We start from the raw sequence: 5,941 nt of genomic DNA, 5'->3' as shown, positions 1-5,941 counted from the left end.
CCGCCTCCGCCGCTGACCGACACCGGCGCCGGTGTCGGTCAGCGGCGGAGGCGGTCAGCCGTCGCGCCCGTCCGTCCGGCGCCGGTACAGGGTGAAGGTGTCCACCGGGGTGAGGTCCCCGTGCGGTCCGTCGAAGGTGTAGTAGGTGACCTTCATGGTGGTGGTGCCGCCGCGCCGGTCGCCCGGGTCGACCTCGAAGGCCGCGAAGCCGTGCGCGTGTTGGCGGTCCTGGACGGCGGCCCAGGGCGCGTCCTCGGTGAGCCAGATCGACTCCCGGTAGGGCACGCCCGGCTTCGGGTCCTCCAGTCCGATGACCACCCGGCCCTTGGGCTGCTCGAAGAGGTCGTCCTGGGTGGTGGCGGCGTTGCCGCCGGCGCCGATGACCATGTGGACGGTGCCCCGCCCGGTGTCGACCATGTCGGTGCGGGTGCTGGTCGGCACCGGGGTGCGGGCGTCGTTGGGCAGGGTGCCGCGGACGGGGTGGGAGCGCTCGTAGTAGTGCTCGTGGCCGCACACCACCAGGTCGACCCCGTAGGCGTCGAACAGCGGGCCCCAGGTCTCGCGCAGACCGAGGTCGCTGCCGGAGCCGTGCTTCGAGCTGGAGATCATCGGGTGGTGCATGCAGACCACGATCCAGTCGATCGCCCGGTTGTTCCTCGTCGCCCGCAACTCCCGTTCCAGCCAGCGCCGTTGGGCGCCACCGGAGAAGCCGCGCAGGTAGACGTCGCCGGAGTTCTGGATGGCCTCGTCGTCGTTGGCGAGGCTGATGAAGCGCACCGAGCCGACGGTGAAGGCGTACCACAGGCCCCGGGTCTCCTCGTCGGAGGAGGCCGAGGAGTCGGGGAGGGAGAAGTACGCCTGGTAGCCGAGCGCGCCGACCGGGCCGTTGCCGCCCTCGTTCTCGTGGTTGCCGACGCAGGGCATCCAGGGCCGCAGCCGGGTGGAGCGGCTGTTGCTGATGAACCAGTCGGCCCAGGTCGCGGTGCGGCTCTGGCCGTGGCGGCCGGCGTAGGAGGAGTAGCAGAGGTCGCCGTTGATGAGGTTGAACAGCGGGCCGACGCGTTCGACGGCGGCGACGATGTCGGCGGAGGCCGCGGTGCCGACCTGGCTGCTCATGAACACCGGGTACTTGCCGAGCGGGGAGGGCATGCCGTCGGGGAAGGTGATCCGGCGGCGGAGGTTGGGCGCGGCCTGGTCGCCGAAGCTCGTGAAGGTGAACGGGGCGCGGCCGCGCGGGGCGGTGGTGAACGTACCGGTCTCGGGGGTGGCCCCGTCGTGGCCGGCGCTGTAGAGGTAGGTGGTGCCCGGGCGCAGGCCGGTGAGCCGCGCGTGGTGGACGTACACCTCGACCTTGTCGATCGAGTCCCGGTAGGTGCGGGTCTCGGCCTGGACGACGCGACCGAGGCCGCCGTCCGGTGAGCCGTACCGCACCTGCGGGCGGCGCACGGACTGCGGGGTGAGCCAGGAGACGGTCATCTCCGTGCCGGCGTCGGTGCCGAACTGGAGGTGCAGCCCGGACACCGCGGCCGTTCCGGCGCGGTGCGGGGTGGTCTGCAAGAGCGGGCTGGTGGGCGCGTCGTCGGCCGGTTGGGCGGCCGCGGGTTGCGCGGCCGCCGTCGAGGCTGCTGCCACCAGGGCGGCTCCGGCCGCCGAGGTGCCCTTGAGGATGGACCTGCGTGCAATGGTCATGAGGACTCCGCCTGCCGAGTGGGGGTTCGACAGGCAGTCACTTTAATGACATGTGCACGTAAAGACGATCGTTTTCGCAGCTTCCGTTCGCACGCTTCGTTCTCAGGCTTCGTCCACAGGGCCCGTTCGCCGGGCCGGTTTGCTACACCTTGCGGCCGACGCCCCCGTACACCCCGACCTTCCCCTCGCCCGGCACCGGACCCCCGGCGGGCTCCGGGTGCCAGCGGTCGACCAGGACGACGCCCGGGTCGTCCAACTCCAGCCCGCCGAAGAAGCGTTCGACACGCTCGCGCGAGCGGAGGTGGAGCTCGATCCCGGCCTCCGCGTAGCGGCGGGTGGCGATCCCGGCGCGCTCCGGCGCGATGTCGGCGGTCCCGGCCGAGAGGGCGAGGAAGCTGCCGGCGGGCAGGGCGTCCAGGAGTTCGCGGACGGGCGGGTGCGCGACCTCGTCGGAGAGGAAGTGGACGATGTTGATGAGCGTCAGGGCGACCGGCTCGCGGAGGTCCAGGGTGGCGGCCACCCCCGGGTCGGCGAGGAACTTCTCCGGCTCCCGCAGGTCGCCCTGGACGTAGGCGGTACGGCCCTCGGGGGTGCTGGTGAGCAGGGCCCGCGAGTGGGCGAGCACGATCGGGTCGTTGTCGACGTAGACCACGCGGCAGGCCGGGTCGACGGCCTGGACGATCTCGTGCAGGTTGGGCGCGGTGGGGATGCCGGTGCCGACGTCCAGGAACTGGCGGACGCCGTGCACCCCGGCGAGTCGGCGGACCATCCGCCGCATCACGGCGCGGGCGGCGGTGGCGTCCTCGCGCACGCCGGGCAGTTCGGCGAGGACGCGGTCGCCGACCTCGCGGTCGGCCGGGAAGTTGGTCTTGCCGCCGAGCAGGTAGTCGTAGACCCGGGCGGAGTGCGCCCGGTCGGTGCGCAGGTCCACCGGTGGCGGCTCCTCGAACCCGGCCTCGGTCAGCCAGCTCTCCGACACGCGGCCCCCCGGCGCGCAGTCGTCCGAGCCGCAGCCGTCGAGCCCGCACTCCTCCGGCAGGCCGCCGTCCGGCGTGTTGGTGTCCGGTATGTCGGTACCCGATGCGTCGATGCCCACGCTAGCCCTCCCCGTTCAGCAGTGGTCCGGACCACTCAACCACAGCCGATGACTGTCCGTCAGGCGGTTCCCGGTGTCCGCTGAACCGCTCCTTCCGTCTCGCGGACGGCCTCGGCGAAGGAGGGCACCTTCATCGCCGTCAGCAGCGCGAGGGCCGGACCGGCCGTGCAGACGGTGACGTACGCGGGGATCACGCCCAGCCAGTGCCGGCCGCTCAGCCACTCGGCGAGCAGCGGGAAGGTGCCGCCGAACGCGGCGATGGTGGCCGCGTTGACCACGCCGAGGCCGACCGCCCGCACCTCGGTCGGGAACAGCAGCCCGGTGAAGACGTTGAGCGTGCCGAGCACCGTGGCCACCAGCATCCCCAGCAGCACGGCCACGACCTGGAACGGCAGCCAGCCCTGGCGCAGCCCGGCGAGCAGCACCCCGACCAGCGGGATCGGCAGGCCGAAGCCGATCCGGGCGACGGGCAGCAGGCCGAAGCGGTCGGCGGCGGCGCCGGTGAGCAGCATGGTGACCAGCACCACGCCGAGCACCACGGTCATGAAGGAGGCCGCCTCCTCCTTGCCGATCACGTGGTAGGCGGCGGCGTACTGCGGCAGGTACACCAGCGCGAAGTAGTAACCGACCGTCCCGCCCAGGGTGTTGAGGAAGACGGTGAGCACCGCCCAGCGGTGCTCGCGCAGCGTCCGGAGGAACGGCGGGCGGGCGGTGCGGCCCGCGCGCTCCCGGGCGCGGTGGAACTCGGCGCTCTCCGGCGCCCACCGCCGCACCCAGACGGCGGCCAGCCCGAGCAGCGCGGCGACCACGAAGCCCCAACGCCAACCACCGTTCTCCAGGCCGGACTTGCCGAGGGTGTGGATCAGCAGGGTGAGCACGCCGAAGGAGAGCAGCGAGCCGAGGATGATCCCGCCGTAGGAGACCGAGCTGAACGCGAAGCGGTGCCGCCGCGGGGCGGTCTCGGTCACGTACGCGGCCACGCTCGGCGCCTCCCCGCCGAAGGCGAGCCCCTGCACCACCCGGGCGAGCACGGCCAGCACCGCCGCCCAGACCCCGATGCTCCGCTGGCCCGGGACGGCCGCGATGCCCAGGCTGGCGGCGGCGATCACCGCCATGCCGAGGCTGAGCGCGAAGCGCCGTCCCCGGGTGTCGCTGAGCCGCCCGATCAGGTACGAGCCGACCGGCCGGGCGACGAAGCCCACCGCGAAGGTGACGTACGCGCCGAGCACGCCGCTGACGCCGTGCTTGCCGTGCCCGAAGAGGTCCGCCGCGAAGTAGGGCGCGAGGACGGCGTAGATGTTCCAGTCGAAGGACTCGACCACCGACCCGACCGTCGCCGCGGCCAACTCCCGCCGCCGCCCGCCGGTTTCCGCCTGGCGACGGAGCGGTGCTACCGCACTGCTTTCTGTCATGGCCTCAGCATGGCACCGTTCGGACCGCCGCGGAATCATCCCTCGCGGCCGGTGGGCGGGGTGCTCCGGCCCGTGGACGCGGAGCCTTCTGAGAATCCCATGTGACTGATGTGACAGGCAGGTGATATTCCTGTGCCGTGCATTCCATGATCACCCGGACCCCGCGGCGCGCCCTGCCCGCCGCCGTCGCAGCCCTCGCCACCGCCGCTCTGCTGGCCGGCTGCACCAGCGGAGGCGGCACCACCGCCGCCTCCACCACTTCGGCCGCCGCGTCGAGCAGCGCCCCGGCGCCGACCCCGACGCCCAAGCCCACCGGCGCGGCCGACCCCGCCCTCAAGGCCTTCTACGGCCAGCAACTCGCCTGGGGCCCCTGCCAGAAGGACCCGCAGAACGAGGAGGACGTCTCCGCGCTCCAGTGCGCCGCCCTCAAGGTCCCGCTGAACTACGCCGCACCGGAGGTCGGCACCCTGGACGTCGCCGTGGTCCGCAACCCGGCGACCAAGCCCGACCAGCGGATCGGCTCGCTGCTGGTCAACCCCGGCGGCCCGGGCGGCTCCGGCGTCGGGATGGTCACCTACGACCCCAAGGGCTTCGACGGCCCGGTGCACGACCGCTACGACATCGTCGGCTTCGACCCGCGCGGCACCGCCGGCACCAGCCCGCTCAACTGCCTGGACGACGCGACCCGGGACGGCTGGCTGACCACCGACCAGCCCGCGGCCGACCACGGCAAGCAGCTGGCCGACGCCTGCCAGGCCAAGTACGCCCAGCTCCTGCCGTTCGTCAGCACCCGCAACAGCGCCCGGGACATGGACGTGCTGCGCGGCGCCCTCGGCGACCAGAAGCTCAGCTACCTCGGCCTGTCCTACGGCACCTACCTCGGCTCGCTGTACGCCGAGGAGTTCCCGGACAAGGTCGGCCGGCTCGTCCTGGACGGCGCCACCTCGGCCTCCACCTCGCTGGTCCAGCACAACATCGAGCAGCAGGGCGGCTTCGAGCGGGCCCTGAAGGCCTTCGCCGCGGACTGCGTCACCAAGGACGCCTGCTCGCTCGGCAAGGACCCGGAGCAGGCGGCGCAGAAGCTCGCCGCGTTCCTCGACGGGCTCAAGGACAAGCCGCTCAAGACGGAGAAGGGCCGCATCCTGACCTCCAGCGCGGCCTGGACGGGCGTGCTCAGCCGGCTCTACGGCGGCGAGAAGGCCTGGACCGGCCTGCGCAACTCCATCGGCTGGGCGATGGTGCGCGGCAAGGGCGACTACCTGCTGGACCTCGCCGACGGCTACAACGGCCGTGACAAGGACGGCAAGTACCGCCCCTCGGCGGACGCCTACACGGCCATCCACTGCGCCGACGGCGCCACCGACGCCCCGGCGGGCGAGCAGTTGCAGGCCGCGCTGACCGACCTCGCCGCCAAGGCCCCGCTGGTCAGCAAGCACGACCCGATGGCCGCGCTGTTCGACCCGGACTGCCGGATCTGGCCGGCCGCCTCGACGGAGCGGCCGCACGCGGTCAAGAACACGGCCGCCGCCCCGATCGTGGTCGTCGGCACCACCGGCGACCCGGCCACCCCGTACGCGTGGGCCGAGAAGCTGACCGCCGAGCTCGGCAACGCCGTCCTGGTCACCCGCGAGGGCGAGGGCCACACCGGGTACGGCGCGAGCAAGTGCGTGCGCGCCTCGGTGGACGCCTTCCTGCTGGACGGCACCGTCCCGGCCGCGGGCATCCGCTGCCCGACGGACTGATC

General features: G+C 72.8%; 4 protein-coding genes. 1 reads left to right on the top strand and 3 read right to left on the bottom strand.

Features of this window, described 5'->3' with window-relative positions:
- Positions 1 to 54: 54 nt before the first annotated feature.
- The 3 genes from ACFU6K_RS28900 to ACFU6K_RS28890 form a co-directional block, all read right to left on the bottom strand.
- On the bottom strand, positions 55 to 1,689 hold the full coding sequence (locus ACFU6K_RS28900) for a purple acid phosphatase family protein (RefSeq protein ID WP_380667897.1): 1,635 nt from the start codon (positions 1,687 to 1,689) through the stop codon (positions 55 to 57).
- A 142-nt stretch (positions 1,690 to 1,831) separates the two neighbouring features.
- Complete coding sequence (locus tag ACFU6K_RS28895) at positions 1,832 to 2,653, bottom strand: SAM-dependent methyltransferase (RefSeq protein ID WP_380667899.1); 822 nt, start codon at positions 2,651 to 2,653, stop codon at positions 1,832 to 1,834.
- Positions 2,654 to 2,844: 191 nt separating this feature from the next.
- Positions 2,845 to 4,197: an MFS transporter gene (locus ACFU6K_RS28890; protein WP_380667895.1), complete on the bottom strand. Its 1,353-nt coding sequence runs from the start codon at positions 4,195 to 4,197 to the stop codon at positions 2,845 to 2,847.
- Between the two features lie 146 nt (positions 4,198 to 4,343).
- Between ACFU6K_RS28890 and ACFU6K_RS28885 the strand changes: the two genes are divergently transcribed.
- Positions 4,344 to 5,939 carry an alpha/beta hydrolase gene (locus ACFU6K_RS28885; RefSeq protein WP_380667893.1) on the top strand — a complete coding sequence of 532 codons (1,596 nt, stop codon included), beginning with the start codon at positions 4,344 to 4,346 and terminating at the stop codon, positions 5,937 to 5,939.
- Positions 5,940 to 5,941: the final 2 nt, after the last annotated feature.

It is taken from the genome of Kitasatospora sp. NPDC057512, from assembly GCF_042802135.1.
Lineage (GTDB): Bacteria > Actinomycetota > Actinomycetes > Streptomycetales > Streptomycetaceae > Kitasatospora.
The sequence above is the reverse complement of the archived record's forward strand: the minus strand, read 5'-3'. Positions and strand labels throughout refer to the sequence as shown.

Bases quoted from the DNA above. Each gene is read 5' to 3' on its own strand.
- ACFU6K_RS28900 (WP_380667897.1), bottom strand. From the start codon at position 1,689: ATGACCATTGCACGCAGGTCCATCCTCAAGGGCACCTCGGCGGCCGGA.
- ACFU6K_RS28890 (WP_380667895.1), bottom strand. From the start codon at position 4,197: ATGACAGAAAGCAGTGCGGTAGCACCGCTCCGTCGCCAGGCGGAAACC.
- ACFU6K_RS28885 (WP_380667893.1), top strand. From the start codon at position 4,344: ATGATCACCCGGACCCCGCGGCGCGCCCTGCCCGCCGCCGTCGCAGCC.